General features: G+C 39.5%; 15 protein-coding genes. All 15 read left to right on the top strand.

Going from position 1 to position 18,723, the window contains the following annotated elements; genetic code table 11:
* Positions 1-81: 81 nt before the first annotated feature.
* The 15 genes from AMET_RS22765 (at position 82) to AMET_RS22700 (ending at position 18,719) form a co-directional block, all read left to right on the top strand.
* Positions 82-1,221: a THUMP domain-containing class I SAM-dependent RNA methyltransferase gene (locus AMET_RS22765; protein WP_012065515.1), complete on the top strand. Its 1,140-nt coding sequence runs from the start codon at positions 82-84 to the stop codon at positions 1,219-1,221.
* Positions 1,222-1,314: 93 nt separating this feature from the next.
* Positions 1,315-2,715 carry a sigma-54 interaction domain-containing protein gene (locus tag AMET_RS22760; RefSeq protein ID WP_012065514.1) on the top strand — a complete coding sequence of 467 codons (1,401 nt, stop codon included), beginning with the start codon at positions 1,315-1,317 and terminating at the stop codon, positions 2,713-2,715.
* Positions 2,716-2,969: 254 nt separating this feature from the next.
* Entirely contained in the window at positions 2,970-4,007 is a 1,038-nt protein-coding gene (kdd, locus tag AMET_RS22755; RefSeq protein WP_012065513.1) for an L-erythro-3,5-diaminohexanoate dehydrogenase, read from the top strand.
* A gap of 21 nt (positions 4,008-4,028) precedes the next feature.
* Positions 4,029-5,273: a lysine 2,3-aminomutase gene (gene kamA, locus AMET_RS22750; RefSeq protein WP_012065512.1), complete on the top strand. Its 1,245-nt coding sequence runs from the start codon at positions 4,029-4,031 to the stop codon at positions 5,271-5,273.
* A gap of 32 nt (positions 5,274-5,305) precedes the next feature.
* Positions 5,306-6,349, top strand: coding sequence for a lysine 5,6-aminomutase reactivase subunit KamB (kamB, locus tag AMET_RS22745; protein WP_012065511.1), 1,044 nt, complete (start codon positions 5,306-5,308; stop codon positions 6,347-6,349).
* Positions 6,342-7,991, top strand: coding sequence for a lysine 5,6-aminomutase reactivase ATPase KamC (gene kamC / locus AMET_RS22740; RefSeq protein WP_012065510.1), 1,650 nt, complete (start codon positions 6,342-6,344; stop codon positions 7,989-7,991). The genes kamB and kamC overlap by 8 nt, the downstream gene beginning before the upstream one ends.
* Before the next feature lie 32 nt (positions 7,992-8,023).
* Positions 8,024-9,580 carry a lysine 5,6-aminomutase subunit alpha gene (gene kamD, locus AMET_RS22735; protein ID WP_012065509.1) on the top strand — a complete coding sequence of 519 codons (1,557 nt, stop codon included), beginning with the start codon at positions 8,024-8,026 and terminating at the stop codon, positions 9,578-9,580.
* Positions 9,580-10,335 (top strand): lysine 5,6-aminomutase subunit beta, encoded by a 756-nt coding sequence (gene kamE / locus AMET_RS22730; RefSeq protein ID WP_012065508.1) that lies wholly within the window; start codon positions 9,580-9,582, stop codon positions 10,333-10,335. Before kamD ends, kamE begins: the two co-directional genes overlap by 1 nt.
* 44 nt (positions 10,336-10,379) lie before the next feature.
* Positions 10,380-10,511 carry a hypothetical protein gene (locus AMET_RS26995; RefSeq protein ID WP_012065507.1) on the top strand — a complete coding sequence of 44 codons (132 nt, stop codon included), beginning with the start codon at positions 10,380-10,382 and terminating at the stop codon, positions 10,509-10,511.
* A gap of 197 nt (positions 10,512-10,708) precedes the next feature.
* Positions 10,709-11,446: a VWA domain-containing protein gene (locus AMET_RS22725; RefSeq protein WP_012065506.1), complete on the top strand. Its 738-nt coding sequence runs from the start codon at positions 10,709-10,711 to the stop codon at positions 11,444-11,446.
* 82 nt (positions 11,447-11,528) lie between these two features.
* On the top strand, positions 11,529-12,434 hold the full coding sequence (locus AMET_RS22720) for a protein kinase domain-containing protein (RefSeq protein ID WP_041721239.1): 906 nt from the start codon (positions 11,529-11,531) through the stop codon (positions 12,432-12,434).
* 156 nt (positions 12,435-12,590) lie between these two features.
* Entirely contained in the window at positions 12,591-13,994 is a 1,404-nt protein-coding gene (gene tilS / locus AMET_RS22715) for a tRNA lysidine(34) synthetase TilS (RefSeq protein ID WP_012065504.1), read from the top strand.
* A gap of 116 nt (positions 13,995-14,110) precedes the next feature.
* Complete coding sequence (gene ftsH, locus AMET_RS22710) at positions 14,111-16,180, top strand: ATP-dependent zinc metalloprotease FtsH (RefSeq protein ID WP_012065503.1); 2,070 nt, start codon at positions 14,111-14,113, stop codon at positions 16,178-16,180.
* A 434-nt stretch (positions 16,181-16,614) separates the two neighbouring features.
* The gene (locus AMET_RS22705; RefSeq protein WP_012065502.1) at positions 16,615-18,294 is read left to right on the top strand and encodes an acyl-CoA mutase large subunit family protein; all 1,680 of its coding nucleotides are present in this window, start codon (positions 16,615-16,617) and stop codon (positions 18,292-18,294) included.
* Between the two features lie 26 nt (positions 18,295-18,320).
* Entirely contained in the window at positions 18,321-18,719 is a 399-nt protein-coding gene (locus AMET_RS22700) for a cobalamin B12-binding domain-containing protein (RefSeq protein WP_012065501.1), read from the top strand.
* The last annotated feature ends 4 nt before the right edge of the window (positions 18,720-18,723 follow it).

The following is an 18,723-nucleotide window of genomic DNA, read 5'->3' as shown; positions in this document are numbered from 1 at the left end:
GTTTCAGCAAGCTGAAACATAGGTGAATCAGGTGGGAAATTATACCCTGAAGATAAAATGTTGATAAATAGGAGTGAAAACATGGGAAGAAAAGTAGAATTAATTGCAACGGCTACCTTTGGTTTAGAGGCAGTGGTAGCAAGAGAGGTAAAGAAATTAGGGTATGAAGATGTAGAGGTGGAAAATGGAAGGGTTACTTTTACAGCAGATGAATCTGCTATTTGTCGGACGAATTTATGGCTTCGGACTGCGGATCGTGTTTTAATTAAAATAGGACAGTTCAAGGCCACAACCTTCGATGAGCTTTTTGAAAAGACAAAGGCCCTACCATGGCATGAGTGGATTCCTAAGGATGGCATTTTTCCAGTAGATGGAAAGTCTATTAAGTCTCAACTTGCCAGTGTACCCAATTGTCAATCTATTGTTAAAAAGGCAGTGGTGGAGAAACTAAAGTCAAAATATCATACAGAATGGTTTGAAGAAACCAAGGGAACCTATCGAATTGAAGTAGGGATATTAAAGGATGTTGTTACATTAACAATGGATACCACTGGAGCGGGACTACATAAAAGAGGATATCGGAAGCTAGCCAACCAAGCACCATTAAAAGAAACCCTGGCTGCGGCATTAATTCAACTGAGTTTTTGGAATCCTGATCGGGTTCTAATTGATCCTTTTTGTGGATCTGGAACGATTCCTATTGAAGCAGCTTTAATCGGAAGAAACATAGCTCCAGGAATGAATCGAACCTTCGTTTCGGAGGAATGGCCATCATTATCTAAGGAACTTTGGCGAGAGGCACGGAAGGAAGCCCACGACCTAGCGGACTATGAACGAACCTTAAGGATTTATGGATCCGATGTTGATGGGGATGTGTTAAGCTTGGCTAGATATCATGTAAAAGAGGCTATGCTAGAGGGGGATATTCATCTACAAAAATTGGATGTAAAAGAGTTGAGATCCCGTTTTGACTATGGATGCACCCTATCCAATCCTCCCTATGGTGAACGGTTAGGGGAGCGAGAAGAAGTGGAAGCCTTATATGAGGTAATGGGAGACACCTTTGGACAAATGGAAACATGGTCCCATTATATATTGACGGCACACGATAAATTTGAAACGCATTTTGGCAAAAAAGCAGACCGACGAAGAAAGCTATATAATGGTAGGATAGAGTGTCAATACTACCAATATCAAGGACCAAGACCTCCTAGAGATTAGGAGGTTGTTTGATTTTATTGACAAAGATTGTTATAATTAAATAGAAGTGCCGAAAATTTGGCTCGTTGTAGCCTGAAAATGGGCGGTGTGAAAATGAATAAAATCTTTACTCCTCAGAACCTATTATCTATTTTAGATTATGTAAAGGAAGGGGTTCAAATCATCGATCATAGAGGGACTATCGTCTACTGCAATCCGGCAACGGCGCAACTTGATAATGTGAGTCGCGTGGAAGCCGAGGGGCGAAGTATCCTGGAAATCTATCCTTCCTTAACAGAGGAAACAAGTACGTTACTTCAGGTCATTGAGACCGGTGAGCCTATCTTTGATGTACAACAAACCTTCGTCAACTATTTAGGGCATAAGATTATAACCACTAATTCATCAATTCCCCTTAAGGAAAAAGGAAAAGTAATCGGAGCCTTAGAAATTTCACAGGATATTACTCAGGTAAAGGCCCTCTCAGAAAAACTAGTGGATTTGCAAAGAAAGCTTTATCGAGGAGAAAAGCATGAAAGTGATGAGAGCAAAGGAACAGCTAAGTATACCTTTGTAGACATCATTGGACGAAGTCGAGAGATTCAAAGATTGAAGACCAGGGCATTGAAGGCAGCCAATACCCCCTCTTCAATTATGATTTATGGCAGTACCGGAACGGGCAAGGAATTAATCGTTCAATCCATACACAATGCCAGTGACAGACGTAATCAACCCTTTATTGCTCAAAACTGTGCGGCAATTCCTGCAACACTTTTGGAGAGTATCCTATTTGGGACAGTAAAAGGAAGCTTTACAGATGCGGAGGATCGATCTGGTCTGTTTGAGCTAGCCAATGGAGGTACCTTGTTTTTGGACGAAATCAACTCTATGCCAATTGAACTGCAGGCGAAGCTACTGCGGGTCTTGGAGGAGCATTCCATTCGGCGGGTGGGAGATATCAGAACACGGCCGGTGGATGTGAGAATTATTGCGGCCATGAACATGGACCCACTACAAGCAGTAGACCAACATCATTTGCGTAGTGATCTCTTTTATCGTTTAAGTGTCGTATCCCTACGGGTACCGGATCTAAGAGAACGGAAGGAAGATATCCCCTACTTGGTTGCATTTTTCATTAAGAAGTTTAACAAGAGACTTCAGAAAAAGGTTCAAGGTATTTCTAAAGAGGTCATTGAGATTTTTAATGCCCATCAATGGCCAGGAAATGTAAGAGAGCTAGAGCATATCATTGAAGGTGCTATGAATATTTTAGAGGATGATTTGATTCATGAGGAGGATCTGCCCTATTATATTCAGGATAGGATGAGGCTAAGGGGAATACAGGAAGGCATGGAGGATCACCTCTCTTTACGTGAACGATTGCAGTCAGTAGAGAAACAGTTGATAGAAAAGGCCCTTGGGGATACAAATAAAAATGTTTCCAAAGCCGCAAAGCAGCTTGCTATTCCAAGGCAAACTTTACAGTATAAGATGGAAAAGTTTAAAATAAAATAATTGCCTGAAAACCGGCAATTATTTTTTGTTTATTTAGGATTAATTGATTTCCACCTCTCTTTTAGAAATAACTTGTTGAAATATTATCCTGATAACCATTGGAATATCAATGGTTATCAGGGGTCAAAATTTCCAGTTAGAAAAAAATATTGGAATTGGCATAAATGTTGCAAATATAAGTATTGGTGAAAATTATGAAAAAACATATATTTGTTTCAGTATTTCAAAGGTTTTTAATAAAAGGGGGATGCAAAATGAAAAAAGGATGTCCATTTGGAACACATCGTGTGATTGAGCCACAAGGAGTACTACCTCAACCGGCCAATCGAATTGACAATGATATGGCGATTTATGATAACGAAATTTTAATCGATGTACAAACATTAAACATTGATTCTGCCAGCTTTACTCAAATTAAAGAAGAGGCAGGAGGAAACATAGAAAAAATTAAGGCTATTATGAAGAAAATCGTAGAAACTAAGGGAAAGCATCAAAATCCTGTGACTGGTTCCGGCGGTATGCTTATTGGTCGAGTTGAAAAAATTGGACCTGCCCTAGAAGGGAAATGTCCATTAAAAGTTGGGGACAAAATTGCAACCCTGGTGTCTTTGTCCCTAACACCCTTAAAGATTGATGAAATTCATGAAGTGCGAAAAGACATAGATCAAGTAGATATACAAGGGAAGGCAATATTATTCGAAAGTGGAATTTATGCCGTTATCCCTGAGGATTTGCCTGAAAACCTAGCCCTTTCAGTATTAGATGTGGCAGGAGCCCCGGCTCAAACTGCTAAGCTTGTGAAACCGGGAGACACAGTGATGGTGATTGGTGGCGCAGGAAAATCAGGAATGCTCTGTCTATATGAGGCAAAAAAACGTGCGGGAATCACAGGAAAGGTGATTTGTTTAACCCACAGTGAAAAGTCCATTAAGAGAGTACAGGAGGCTCAATTGGCAGATGAATATATCGTAGCCGATGCCACCAATGCTGTGGAAGTGATGGAAAAAGTAAAAAGAGTCACCGACGGACAAATGGCTGATATCGTGATTAACTGCGTCAATGTACCTAATACGGAAATGGCTAGTATTTTAGCAGCCAAGGACGATGGATTAATCTACTTCTTTAGTATGGCAACGAATTTCACAAAGGCTGCCCTGGGGGCTGAAGGAGTAGGAAGAGATACAACGATGATTATGGGAAATGGCTATACAAAGGGACACGCAGAAATCGCACTTCAAATCATGAGAGAAAGCGAACCACTTAGAAAAGTCTACGAGGAATTGTACGCTTAATCACAAAGAGGAGGAAAAAGTATGCGTCATTATAAAGAGATTGAATTATGGAAGGATGTTACGGAAGAACAGTGGAATGATTGGGAATGGCAGGTTAAAAATCGGATTGCAACGGTAGAAGATTTAAAAAAGGTAATTGATTTGACCAGCCAGGAAGAGGAAGCAATTGAAGAGTGTCTACAAACCCTTAGAATGGGCATTACACCTTACTATGCATCTTTAATGGATAAGGAGGATTCAAACTGTCCGGTACGTATGCAGGCAGTGCCTATTATGAGTGAGCTCTCCATGGGAAGTGCTGATATGGATGATCCATTGCACGAGGATGTGGACTCGCCAGTACCAGGACTGACCCATCGTTATCCTGATCGTGTTTTACTACTGATTACAGATATGTGTTCTATGTACTGCAGACACTGCACCCGAAGAAGATTCGCCGGGCAACAGGACAGTGGAATGCCTTTAGACCGTATTGATGCAGCCATTGATTATATTGCTAAAACCCCTCAAATTCGAGATGTATTATTATCTGGAGGAGATTGTTTATTAGCATCTGATGAACGATTAGAATATATTATTAGTAAGCTACGAGCAATTGAACATGTTGAGATCATTCGATTAGGGTCACGGGTTCCAGTGGTGATGCCACAACGGATCACACCTAGTCTTGTGAATATGTTGAAAAAATATCACCCAATTTGGTTAAATACGCATTTTAATCATTCAAAGGAAATCACAAAGGAATCGAAAGAGGCCATAGAGCTCTTAGCCAACGCAGGGATTCCCCTTGGGAATCAATCGGTTTTATTAAAAGGGGTTAATGACTGTGTCCACATCATGAGGGATTTAGTTCATGACATGGTGAAGATGCGGGTGAGACCTTATTACATTTATCAATGTGATTTATCTCGAGGAATTGAACACTTTAGGACACCTGTAGCTAAAGGAATTGAAATTATAGAAGGGTTGAGGGGCCATACTTCAGGTTATGCAGTACCCACATTTGTGGTCGATGCCCCAGGTGGAGGCGGTAAGATTCCTGTGATGCCTAATTATGTGTTATCTCAATCTAATAACAAGGTTGTCCTACGAAATTATGAAGGTGTAATCACAACATATACTGAGCCAGAGAGTAATGAGTCTGCCTGTACCTGTGATATTTGTACGGGTAAAAAAGAACATAAACTTCAAGGGGTGGCGGGATTATTGCAAGGAAATCTAATTTCTATGGAGCCAGCCCAACTAGAGAGACATGATCGAGAGTAAGTAAAGGGTAGTGATTGATAGGGGGGCGTTTTATGCGTTTAATGAATTTAATCCATCATCAATATCAAACTGTTTCTGTGGTAGGAATGGGAAAAAATGCCGGTAAAACCGTAACATTAAATCGTTTGATCCAAGAAGCAGCGGAGCAAGAGATCATACTGGGTTTAACTTCCACAGGACGGGATGGAGAAAAGCAGGACATTGTAACAATGACAGAAAAACCAAGAATTTATGTATATAAAGAGACCATAGTAGCCACAGCCCAGGCGACATTTCTTGCCAGCGGCGCAAAGCTAGAGATTTTAGAAGTAACCGATTGTGAAACGCCAATGGGGCCAGTCATCATTGCCAGGGTAAAATCTGAAGGCTTAATGGAATTGGCTGGGCCAGAAACGAATCATCAAATCCGGGATATTGCTGCTAAAATGTGTGCCTATGGTGCTGAAATTGTCATTGTCGATGGAGCCATTAACCGTAAAACCGCTGCCTCCCCTGGGATTACCCAGGCAACTATTTTAGCAACCGGAGCTGTGGTCAGCCGCAATATGCAACATGTGTTTCTAGAAACAGCACATCAGGTTGATTTGTTTAATATGAAGGGAATACAAGATGAAAATATAAAAGCGCTAGCCCAGAAGATTTTCGCCGAGAAAGGGTATGCCATTATAGACGCAGAGGGGATGCTGAGAATGTTGGATATCCCCACTGCCTTAAATAGTGGACGTATGATTGGTGGGGTCTTAGAGGAAAAGAGTACCTATGTTTTAATTAGTGGGAGTCTGGTGTATAAGACATTAGAGGATATCATTGCTGTGACTCCTTATTATAAGCAAGTGACATTTATCATACAGGATGCAACTAAGCTATTTATTTCTGCAAAGGAATGGATTTTATTAAAGCGTAGAGGAATTCAAATCGCCGTAATGGATGAAATACACACATTAGCCGTCACGGTAAACCCATATGCCCCTCAGGGATATCATTTTCAACCGGAGGTCTTTCGCGATGGAATTCGGGCACAATTGGGAGGTCTACCCGTGGTGGATCTCATGTTAGAGGATGAGATATATGATTAATGAATGGGTGTCAGAAAAAGCCGCTAAAGGGATTAAACTACAAGAAATGATCCAACGACTGTCGGTTGAAACACCCTATGGTAAAACCATGAGAAAGCAATTAAAGGTCTTTCAAATGGGGGAAGAAGATGAACTGAAAAAGCATTTTGATCATCTGGAGAGTCTTATAAAAGAGCTAGATATCAATAAAGATGCACAATGGATAATGAGAAGACAGCTTAAGGAGTTTAAGGATATCAGGGGATCTGCTGCTCGAATCAGAAGAGAAGAAGTGCTCAATGAAGTAGAGATTTTTGAAATCAAGCGACAAGTAAAAACCATGGAAGTATTGAGAAAATATTTAGAGGAAAATACATTATTGTATCTGCCTATTTTTTACTTAAGATCTTTGAAGGACCTATGGGAGTTACTGGATCCTGAGAAAAGTGGACTGGACACATTTTATTTGTATGCCTGCTATTCCAAAAGACTCAAAGAAATACGAGATGAAAAGCAACGGCTGGAAGAACAAATCAGACAGGAAAATCGAAAACGTAATGTCCAAGTACATGAAACGACAGGAATCAAACTAAGCAGCAATGGAGAAATCTTTATTGCAAAGGGAGAAGAAGATAAAATTCAAAGGGCATCCCTGTGTCCCCTGCTTATTTTATCAAGTGAAAGCTTTCGAAGCATTAGCTTTAAAGTGAAGCCTTCTAATGAAGTGAAAGAATACATTGAAGCACTAGAACGGATGAAAGTACAAGAGGAAGAAGAAGAATTTCTCGTTCGACAAGAGCTCACCAGTGGAATTGGGAAGCATATTGAAGCCTTAGATAATAATATACAATCCATTGGAACATTAGATTTAATGCTAGCCAAGGCTAGACTAGCATGGGAAGTGAATGGAGTTCGTCCCCACATTGTAGAGACACCATCAATTAGGTTTAAGAAGGGTCGATATATTCCTGTGGAAGAAAATGTAAAGCGTCGAGGAGAAAGCTATACCCCTATTGATATAGACATAGCTTCTGGAGTGACAGTCATCACGGGAGCTAACATGGGGGGCAAAACTGTGGCATTAAAAACAGTGACTCTGTTAGTAGCCATGACCCAGCTAGGTCTTTATATACCAGCGGAAGAAGCAACCCTTTCTTTAGTTCCTTTCCTTTACTTTTCAACTGGAGATGAACAATCGGAAGAAGAAGGACTTTCAACCTTTGGGGGAGAGATCTATCATCTCCAACAGGTATTAGAACGTGCTCAAGAGGGCGGTTTAATATTAATGGATGAGCTGGCCAGGGGAACCAATCCAATAGAAGGCTATGGGATTTCCAAGGGGGTCATTGACTACTTAAAGAAGCTACCAACCATTACCGTCGTTACAACTCATTTTGATGGATTAGGTGATATAGAGGGCATCAAACATCTCCAAGTAGTAGGGTTGAAGAATGTGACAATAGAGGATTTAAAGGAAGAGCTACAACAAACTGATCAGCATCGAGCTATTTTAGAGAAATACATGGACTATCGTTTAGAAGAAGTACAAAAAAATGTAGATGTGCCCAAGGATGCCCTGTTTATTGCTAAGGTAATGGGATTGAGAGAAGACATTATTGAGGGTGCACGTGAAGCCATCATGAATCGGATTAGGCATGGATGAAATAAAGTGTATTTTGAAAAGGAGGCAAAGAAATGAGAAGCAAGTTGAATTTAGATGGGAATTTAATTGCACAGGCCAGAAGTGCAGCTCGAAACATTGCAGAGGATACGCAAAAATTTATAGATGAGCATACCACTGTGACAGTAGAGAGAACAATTGCCAGGCTTCTGGGCATTGACGGTGTGGATGAGATGGAGACACCGCTACCGAATATCGTGGTGGACCATATCAAAAATGGAGGTGGATTGGGACAGGGGATTGCCTACTGGATGGGGAATGCCATGGTTCAAACAAATCAATCCCCTCAAGAGATTGCAGAGGCTGTTGCCCAAGGGCAACTGGACTTGTTAAAAATGCCTATACAGGATAGTGAAAAGATCAAAAAATCCATTAACTTAATCGCTGGTGAAATGGTAGAGCGAATCCGAGGGAATCGAGAAGAACGAAATGGGTATATTGAAAACCTAGGTGAAGGCAATAAACCTTATTTATATGTAATCGTTGCCACAGGAAACATTTATGAAGATGTAGTTCAAGCCCAAGCCGCGGCGAGACAAGGGGCGGATATTATTGCTGTGATACGAAGTACGGCCCAAAGTCTATTTGACTATGTACCCTATGGAGCAACCACTGAAGGATTTGGTGGAACCTATGCCACACAGGAGAATTTTAGATTGATGAGGAAGGCATTGGACGAGGTAGGAGAAGAAGTAGGACGTTATATTCGTCTCTGTAACTACTGCTCGGGGCTTTGCATGCCTGAAATTGCAGCCATGGGAGCAATGGAAAGATTAGATGTCATGTTGAATGATGCTTTATATGGTATTCTATTTAGGGATATTAACATGCAAAGAACCTTAGTAGATCAATACTTTTCCCGTATCATCAATGGCTATGCAGGGATTATTATCAATACAGGAGAAGACAACTATCTAACAACTGCCGATGCTGTTGAAGAGGCCCATACGGTATTAGCCTCTCAATTGATCAATGAACAATTTGCATTAAAGGCAGCAATTCCTGAAGAACAAATGGGATTGGGGCACACATTTGAAATGAATCCTGAATTAGAGAATGGATTCTTATGGGAGCTGGCCCAGGCGGAAATGACAAGGGAAATTTTCCCTAAAGCTCCCCTGAAATATATGCCTCCTACTAAATTTATGACAGGGAATATTTTTAAAGGGCATGTACAAAATGCGATGTTTAACTTGGTCTCCATTTGGACAAATCAAGGGATTCAATTATTGGGTATGCTAACAGAGGCAATTCATACACCTCATCTACAGGATCGAGCCTTGGCAATTGAAAATGCAAAATACATTTTCAATAACTGTAAAGATATTGGAGAAGAAATTGAATTTAAACAGGATGGTCGAATTCAAAAAAGAGCCCAAGAGGTATTATATAATGCAACAAAGCTAGTAGAGCAAATTGAAAGAGATGGCTTGTGGCAAACCATTGAGGAAGGTAAATTTGGGGGGGTCAAGCGAGCTCGAACTGGTGGAAAGGGTTTGGAAGGTGTTGTCCAAAGAGCAGAGGGCTATTTCAATCCTTTTATCGATATGATGTTAGGGGGGAAAAGGTAATGGCACAAGAGAAAATAGATTATACAAGCGTAAAACCTTACGGAGATACATTAAATGATGGTATGACTCAGGTGAGCTTTACATTACCGATCCCCCATGGAGAAGAGGCAAAAGAAGCAGCTAAGCGGTTGGCCCTACAAATGGGTTTAGAAGAACCCAGTGTTGTCCACGCCATGGATTTAGGAATCGGCTATACGTACTTTATTCTTTATGGAAAATGTCGACACACCATAGACTTTACCAGTATTCATGTTCCTAAGGTAGAGAGTGATACCCTATCCAAGAAAGAAGTGGAGAAGTTTATTGAAGAAAATATCGGGGGGCAGGTTGTTGTTGTGGGGGCCTGTACAGGAACCGATGCTCATACGGTGGGAATTGATGCAATTATGAACATGAAGGGCTTTGATGGCCATTATGGACTGGAAAGGTATAAAGGAATGGATGCCCATAACCTAGGGAGTCAAGTGTCCAATGAGGATCTAGTGGCTAAAGCCATAGAGTTAAAGGCTCATGCCATCCTGGTTTCCCAGGTAGTGACCCAGAAAGATGTACACATTCCAAACCTCACCCATTTAGTAGAATTACTAGAAGCTGAAGGAATGAGAGATAGAATTATACTGGTATGCGGTGGACCTAGGCTTTCTCATGAATTAGCCAAGGAACTAGGATATGATGCAGGCTTTGGATCCGGAAGATATGCAGAAGATGTGGCCTCCTTTATTGTTCAGCAAATGGTAACGCGAAAAATAAAGTGATATGAAAAATCAACAGTATAAAGTAACATGAGGAGGAGCAACGAATGGAAAACATACTTCTACCAATTATCATCGTAACCGTGATTTATTTACCGGTAATCTATAAGTTGAATCGAAGAGTGAGTCAATTAGAAGAAAAGGTAGATGAATTAACGAGGGAAAACGATCGGTTTTAGCTTCACAAATAAAATGTAAATAAAATACAAACAACATAAAAGTACCCTTGATAATACATGGTTTGGAGCCGTGTATTTTTTTGCCTTAATTTAAGAAACATCAGTCATATTTATGGCCCATAGGGCTCTGGGTGAGACATGTATGTGTATAAAAAATATCCCATTGACAATAATAGGTAAAAAAAGGAGGAGGTCATATGAAAGAACAGGAGGCAGTCATAAGGCAAATGATATTGGTAACCGATGGAGAATCTAACATAGGAGGAGACCCTATCTCAAAGGCAAAAGAGGCATGCCAAAGGGGAATTGTAATCAATACTATTGGTATTGTGGATGGAAAAATGCAAAGAGAGAACCCATTAGATGAAGTGATTAATATTGCCAAGGCTGGGGGAGGGAGCTACGAATTTAGTTATATTGACCAGCTCTATGAGACGATGCAAAGTTTAACCTATAAAACTGTCAATGAAACATTACAAAGTGTGGTGAACAAACAACTAAAAGTTGTTTTGGGACATAATCTAGAAGAAATGGCTCCCTTTGAACGGAGTAAGATTTTAGGTCACATTGATCGGTTTTCCGAAGAGGTGACAATTCAATGCTGTCTCTTAATGGATTGTAGTGGAAGCATGGCATCGAAAATCCATCTGGCTCGTCATAGCATACTTGACTTAATTCATTCCTTCCAGGGCCGAAGAGGAAAGGTGGAGCTAGCTATTGTTGCTTTTCCTGGAGAGGGAAAGGAAGGATACAGCGTGATACATCACTTTGGTGAAGAGGATAAAAATGTGAAAGAAAAGTTGTATCAGATGAAGCCTAGGGGCGGGACCACCACCGCCATTGCTATAGAGGAAGGGATTAAACTGCTGGAAGCACTTCGGGTAGGAAAACAGAAAAACAAACAAGCTGATTATGTTGAGGCGTATATTGGGTAGGTAGGGTGGTGACCTACCTTTTTTTTGATCGAAGAGTAACAGTCCAGAGGCTGTTTCCAATGGACGTACAGGAGGGGAGACTGTGTCGGTGTTACAGTTACATAAAGGACAAAGGCTGGAGGGGAAATGGCAAAAAAATAGGTACCGTGTCATTCATAAATTGGGACAAGGGGCTCTAGGAGCTGTTTACTTAGTTGAATCTGAAGAGGATCAGAAAAAATATGCTATGAAGGTTTCAGAGGACAATTTATCGCTGAATCGTGAATATCAACTCATGGTAAGGTTTTCCAAAGAAGGCATGGTGGCGGAAGCAATAGAAATTGACGATTTAGAACTTGATAAGAAGAGGGTTCATTTTATTATTTTAGAGTATATTGCAGGGAAAAATTTGAAAACCTATACAGAGAACACTGGGATTGATTATTTAATGGCATTGAAATTAATGAGATTATTGATAAAAGGAACGATTGTTTTCGGTGAAAAGGGATACATACTAGGGGATTTAAAGCCAGAAAACATCATGATCGATGAAAATAAAAAAGAAATTAGGTTTATAGACCTTGGTGGTGTGGTAAACATAGGAGGGGGGATTAAGGAATTTACACCCTTATATGATCAGGCCAGCTGGGGGATTGGAGAAAGAAAGGCCACAGAGGCATACCTTTGTTTTTCTTTGACCATGATATTAGTCCAATTACTGATTGGTCAAAAGCTTAATCCAAGGAATCATAATATACAGGCAGTCAACAAAAAAATTGCAGGGACGAAATTATCAATAGCATATCGAACATTTTTGAACCATGGGCTAAAAGGAAAATATACTTATTTAAAGGATTTTGCAAATGAGGTGGAAGGACTCTACGGTCATGAAAAGAAGGTTAAACAGTTTGAAAAGATGAATTGCTCACAGAAATGGGTAGATTATATTTTTATAGGGAGCCTCTCTTTTTTTATTTTAACGATTTTTTTAATCCTTATTAATCAGTAAGCTCCAAAAGATGCAAATCTCCTGAGAAATTTGAAGGAAATATCTTTCTTTTGTAGAAAGATAAGTCATAGAAGGCATATACTCATTAATAAAAGATAAGTAGCATGATTATGAAAAGCTGACAACATCAAGTAGAGCAGAAAAAGAGGGATGAATATGTTAGATCAAGTACAAGAGACCATTAAAAAATATAATTTACTAGAAACAGGAGATAAAGTTGTTGTGGCCATTTCCGGAGGGCCTGATTCCGTATGTTTGCTTCATGTTTTGAGTAGATTGAAGGCAGCATATAAACTAGAAATATATGGAGCGCACTTGAATCACAATTTCAGAGGCATGGATGCCCAGATGGATGCCCAATATGTGGCTAATTTCTGTGAGCAGCTAAACATTTTATGCTTCGTTAAAAGCATGGATGTACTTGGCTACGCTGAGAAAAACGGATTAAGCTCTGAAGAGGCGGGACGGGTGCTGAGATATGAGTTTTTTGAAGAGATTGGACAAAAGGTAGGAGCTTCTAAAATTGCTGTTGCCCACAATCAGAATGATCAAGCGGAAACGGTTTTAATGAGACTTTTGCGGGGAACTGGAATTCAAGGATTAACTGCAATCAGACATAAGCGTGATAAAATTATTCGACCATTATTAGAAACTGATCGAGGAAAGATTGAAGACTATTGTGAGACCTATGAATTATCACCACGGATTGATCAAACCAATTCCCAGCCTATTTACCATCGAAACAAAATAAGATTAGAACTGATTCCTTATCTGAAAGAAAATTACAACCCTAATATCATTGAGGGACTACATAGAACTGCTGAAATTTTAAAACTGGATAATGAATATATGGAGGAGGAAACTAAAAGAGCATTTGAGCAGGTCTGTTTTAGCCAGGGAGAGCATTGTCTAGAACTATCAGTAAAAGGCATTACGCCATTACATTTATCATTAAAAAATAGGCTCATTAGGTATACAATAGAGCGACTCATTGGGTCCGGCGAAAATTTTGAATATAAGCATATTCAAAGTGTGTTACACCTGTTAGAAAATGAAACCACGGGAAAAGAAGTCCATTTACCCCAGGGTTTAATTGTGAAAAAAGGGTACGAAACCCTTCGATTTGCTATACAAGGGGCGGAAATAAACCAAGAACAAGAAAACTTTTCTTATTTTGTTACAGGAGAGTCAGTCACAATACCTGAAATAGAAGGCTATTTTAGTGTTAGAATTTTAAAAAAAGAAGAAGTAAAGGAGATTAGTCGAGATAAATACTTAAAGTATTTTGACTATGATCAGGTTAAAGCGCAATTGCTTATCCGAAACAGAATGGATGGAGATCGCTTTTATCCTTTGGGATTAACTGGGTCTAAAAAACTAAAGGACTTCCTCATTGACTATAAAATTCCAAGAGAAGAAAGAAATCGGATTCCTCTTTTATGTGATGGAGATGAGATCATGTGGGTAGTTGGATATCGAATTAGTGAAAAGTATAAAATCACAAATGAAACCACAAGAATCATAGCTGTGGAGTTCAAGAAAATAGAGGAGCCTAGGTAGAAAACCAACAATAGCTTTCAGTTGTTTTTAAATCTATAGTGTGGTAAAATGTTAAAATGCAGTGAAAAGGAAATGATTAGAAATGAAGTAAATTAGCGATGAGAGGAGGACTATAATTGAGGAAATTTTTCCGTGGGGCTAGCTTTTACATCTTAGCGTTTATTATCATCTTGTTTATTGTCCAAAATTTTGGAAGGCCCACTCAAGAAATAGACGAGTTAGATTTTTCAGAGTTTTATAGAGCGTTAGTAAATGACCGAGTAACAGAAGCCCATTTAGTAGAGCGTTCAGTAGAAGGGATATGGGTCAACAATAATAACGAAGAAATGAGTTATCGATCTTTTGTTCCTGAAGTATTTAGTGAAGAGAGACTAACTTTAATTATAGAAGAAAAGATAGATCAAGAGGGATTGCGTGTTAGTGCAGCGCCACCGCCAACCACACCGTGGTTTATTGAACTTTTACCTTCTATTTTTATGGTTTTAATCTTTATTGTCTTTTGGTTTGTTTTCATGCAACAATCTCAAGGGGGCGGCAACCGTGTTATGTCCTTTGGGAAGAGTAAAGCAAAGTTGCACAAGGATGATGAAGGAAAGCGCATTACCTTTGATGATGTAGCGGGATTAGATGAGGAAAAAGCAGAGGTTGAAGAGCTGGTAGACTTCTTGAAAAACCCTAAAAAGTATATTGAATTAGGTGCCAGAATTCCAAAGGGGATATTAATGATTGGACCTCCTGGAACAGGTAAAACATACCTAACAAAAGCGGTTGCTGGAGAAGCGGGAGTACCTTTCTTTAGTATCAGTGGTTCTGACTTCGTAGAAATGTTTGTAGGAGTTGGAGCATCAAGAGTAAGAGATTTATTTGAACAAGCAAAGAAAAGTGCGCCTTGTATCATTTTTATCGACGAGATTGATGCTGTAGGTCGTAAGAGAGGTGCTGGATTAGGTGGCGGCCATGATGAGAGGGAGCAAACCTTGAATCAACTCTTAGTAGAAATGGATGGCTTTGGGATTAACGAAGGAATCATTATCGTTGCAGCAACCAATAGACCTGATATTCTAGACCCTGCACTTTTAAGACCTGGTCGATTTGACCGACAAGTAATGGTAGGAGCACCGGATATTAAAGGTAGAGAGCAAATTCTACAAGTGCATGCCAAAGGAAAGCCATTAGATGAAGATGTGAATCTAAAGGTGCTAGCCAGAAGAACACCAGGATTTACACCGGCAGACATTGAAAATTTAATGAATGAAGCGGCTTTATTGACAGCTAGAAAAAATGAAAAGAAAATTAAAATGGAAACTGTGGAAGAAGCGATTACAAAAGTGATTGCAGGATTAGAGAAGAAGAGTCGTGTCATTAGTGAAAAGGAAAGAAAACTAACCGCTTATCATGAAGCAGGCCATGCGGTGGTGGCAAAGCTACTGACCCATACTGACCCTGTTCATCAAGTAACCATCATTCCAAGGGGAAGAGCTGGCGGGTTTACCATGACACTTCCTACAGAAGATAAATATTATGTAACAAAAACTGAAATGCAAGAACATATTGTACACTTATTAGGGGGTCGAGTAGCTGAAAAACTCGTACTACATGACATTAGTACTGGAGCCTCAAATGACTTGCAAAGAGTATCATCTATTGCACGTGCAATGGTGACACAATATGGTATGAGTGATAAATTAGGATCAATGACCTTTGGTGATGGAGATTCAGAGGTGTTTCTTGGGAGAGATTTTACTTCTAAGCATAATTACTCTGAAGAGGTAGCTGCGGAGATTGATCAGGAAATTAGAAAGTTTGTTGAAGAGGCATATATGCTAACAGAAAAGCTCTTAACTGAAAACATGGATAAACTACATGTAATCGCCCAGGCGCTGTTGAAGCTTGAAACATTAGATGCCGATGCGTTTGAAATGATCTTTACGGGTGAGATTGTGATTGGTAAGGATGACCAACTAGAAGACATTCAACCAAAGCTGAATGTAGTTAAAGCTAAAAAAAGAGCGGCTGAAGCAGCTGAGGAAGCTGAAGTAGCTAAAGAGGATGCGAAGAAACAAGATGTTAAAGTATCTTTAAAGAAACAAGAAAAAGAAGAATTGATTGAAGTATCTTCGGATAAAGAAGAAGAGAAAGATAATCAAGATGACCAAGATAATGAGGAAAATAGAAAAGAAGAGTAATATAAAAAAACCACCTAAGTACTTAGGTGGTTTTTTGTCAATACACCGAATTTACTTCGAGGATGTAGTACTAGTTCGCTCTCTTTTGCTCTCGTAGTAAAATTAGGATGTGTATAAACTAAGTGAAAAATACAGAAAATATTGGAAAATGAAGTAAATAACCATTAGAAATTTAGATTTATAAAAATTAAGTTGCAGGAATATTAAGAACTCTGTAGAATAACTGTAGTGGTATGCAGTTTAAATTTCAATGTTTGCAAGGGGTGAATCAAGAATTGCAAATGACTGACATTTTCTAATGACAACCCTTTCCATGAAATAAGAAAACGAGTAAAACCTAAAGAGATTACTCAATATTATTTATTATGGACAATTGAAAGATTTATCGACTACGCTTCCATTTCCATTTCTATTTATTAAAAGGAGGAAATAAGATGTTTGATCAGGAGAAGCTGCAAAAAATTAAAAAAAGTCAAGAAAGTTGGGACGAGAATCATGTTCAAAAAAACTTATCGAAATTTCCAGAGAGAAAAGAAGCATTTTTAACTGGTTCTAGTGAAGAAGTAGAGCGATTATATACTCCGGTTAATGTAGAGGATTTTGATTATGAGGAAGATTTAGGTTATCCTGGAGAATATCCTTATACCAGGGGCGTTCAGCCTACCATGTATCGTGGAAGATTGTGGACAATGAGACAATATGCGGGATTTGCTACGGCAGAAGAGTCCAACAAGAGATATAAATATTTATTAGAGCAAGGACAAACGGGTTTATCTGTTGCCTTTGATCTACCAACGCAAATTGGATATGATTCAAATCATACCTTAGCTGAAGGAGAGGTAGGTAAGGTTGGCGTTGCCATTGATTCATTAAAGGATATGGAGATCCTATTTGATGGGATTCCTCTAGATAAAGTCAGTACTTCCATGACGATTAATGCACCAGCTTCTGTTTTATTAGCCATGTATATTGCTGTAGGAGAAAAGCAGGGTGTTTCCTCTGAAAAGCTAAGGGGAACCATACAAAACGACATATTAAAAGAGTATATGGCCAGGGGAACCTATATATTCCCACCACAGCCATCCATGCGGTTAATTACAGATATATTTGCATACTGTTCTGATCACGTACCACAGTGGAATACCATTAGTATTTCGGGTTATCATATCAGGGAGGCTGGGTGTACTGCCATACAAGAGGTGGCCTTCACCTTAGCTGATGGAATTGCCTATGTGGAAGCCGCTATTGAAGCGGGATTAGATGTAGATAAATTTGCTCCTCGATTATCCTTCTTCTTTAATGCACATAACGATTTACTTGAAGAGGTAGCAAAGTACCGTGCCGCTAGAAGGGTATGGGCAAAGATTATGAAGGAACGTTTTGGAGCAAAAAATCCAAAGTCCATGCAGTTGAAATTCCATACACAAACAGGAGGATCAACACTAACGGCTCAACAGGCAGATAATAATATTGTCCGTGTGGCGATCCAAACATTGGCAGCGGTTCTTGGTGGAACACAATCACTACATACAAACTCTAAGGATGAAGCAATGGCCTTGCCAACAGAGGATTCCGTTAGAATCGCACTTAGAACACAGCAAATTGTAGCCCATGAAAGTGGCGTGGTAGAAACAGTTGATCCATTGGCTGGATCATATTATATTGAAAGTTTAACAAATGACATCGAGAAAGAAGCATTAAATTATATTAAAAAAATCGACGATTTGGGTGGTGCACCAAAGGCCATTGAAAAAGGATATATGCAACAAGAGATCATGGATAGTGCCTATGAGTATCAAAAACAAATCGAATCTGGCAAACGTATTGTGGTAGGAATGAATAAGTTCCAAGTAAAAGAAGCGCCGCCAACGGGTCTTTTGAGAGTGAATCCTGCTGTTGAGCAGCTTCAAAAAGATAAAATTAATAGCTTAAAGGCAGAACGAGATCAACAAGTAGTAGAAGAAAAGCTATCGGCCTTAAAAGAAGCAGCCAAGGGACAAGATAACTTGATGCCTTATATTGTAGAGGCTGTGAAAGCCTATGCAACACTAGGTGAAATCTGTGATGAACTGAGAGGAATTTTTGGAGAATACCAGCAAACTGTTATCTTATAAAGAGATGAAAAAGGAGGGTATCATAGATGGAAAGACGAGTAAGGGTATTAGTAGCGAAGCCAGGTTTAGATGGACATGATCGTGGTGCAAAGGTAATTGCAAGAGCACTACGAGATGCTGGTATGGAAGTTATCTATACGGGATTAAGACAGACGCCGGATCAAATAGTACAGGCGGCCATTCAAGAGGATGTTGATGTAGTAGCCATTAGCATACTATCTGGAGCGCATAACCATATTTTTCCAAAGGTAGTTAAACTACTAAAGGCAGAAAATGCCTATGATGACACTTTAGTCATTGGTGGAGGCGTTATTCCTGATGAAGATATTCCTGGATTAAAGGAAAGTGGCATCGCTGAAATATTCACACCAGGTACCACAACTCAAACAATCATTGACTATATTAACGGAAATTTAAAGAGGTAGAACA

The organism is Alkaliphilus metalliredigens QYMF (genome assembly GCF_000016985.1).
GTDB lineage: Bacteria > Bacillota > Clostridia > Peptostreptococcales > Natronincolaceae > Alkaliphilus_A > Alkaliphilus_A metalliredigens.
Note: the sequence above shows the minus strand (reverse complement) of the source record. Positions and strands in the feature narration are given on the sequence as shown.